At 69.1% G+C, this 579-nt stretch carries 1 protein-coding gene; it reads right to left on the bottom strand.

What is annotated here, in order from left to right; genetic code table 11:
* The coding region (locus tag FN369_RS01355; RefSeq protein ID WP_142524420.1) for an RtcB family protein at positions 1 to 579 on the bottom strand (579 nt) is incomplete at both ends.

Here is a 579-nt window from a genome sequence, read left to right as displayed (position 1 = left end):
CCGCCTCGGCCGCTTCGACGACGGCCGAGACATCCTTATACGCTCCGGGGGCCTCTTCGGCTACCCCGCGGTGGGAGCGGGCGCGAATGAGAATGCCGCGGCGAGCGAGCTCGTCGACGATCTCCCGGCCTTGCCAAGTCCGCGCGGCTTGGTTTCGGCTCATTTGCCGGCCGGCCCCGTGGACCGCCGAGGAGAAAGCCCTCTCCTCGCTCTCCGGAGCCCCGGCGAGGATGTAGGAGCAGCTGCCCATGCTCCCGCCGATGAGAACGGGCTGCCCCCAGCGGGTGAACGGGCTCGGAAGATCGGGATGGCCCGGACCGAGGGCGCGCGTCGCCCCCTTGCGATGGACGAAGAGCCGAAGGGGCCTGCCGTCCACCCTGTGGAGCTCTTCCTTGCAGGTGTTGTGCGAAACGTCGTAGAGGAGGGTGAGGCGCTGCTCCGGGAAGAAGCGCCCGAAGACCTTCCGGATCCGGTCGGTGAGGATCTGGCGGTTCGCCAAGGCGCAGTTGATGCCGGCCCGCATGGCCCCAAGATAGCGCCGGCCGAGCTCCGAAGAAAGAGGAGCGGAGGCGAGCTCCC

It is taken from the genome of Methylacidimicrobium cyclopophantes (assembly GCF_902143385.2).
In the GTDB taxonomy this organism is placed as follows: Bacteria; Verrucomicrobiota; Verrucomicrobiia; order Methylacidiphilales; family Methylacidiphilaceae; genus Methylacidimicrobium; species Methylacidimicrobium cyclopophantes.
Note: the sequence above shows the minus strand (reverse complement) of the source record. Positions and strands in the feature narration are given on the sequence as shown.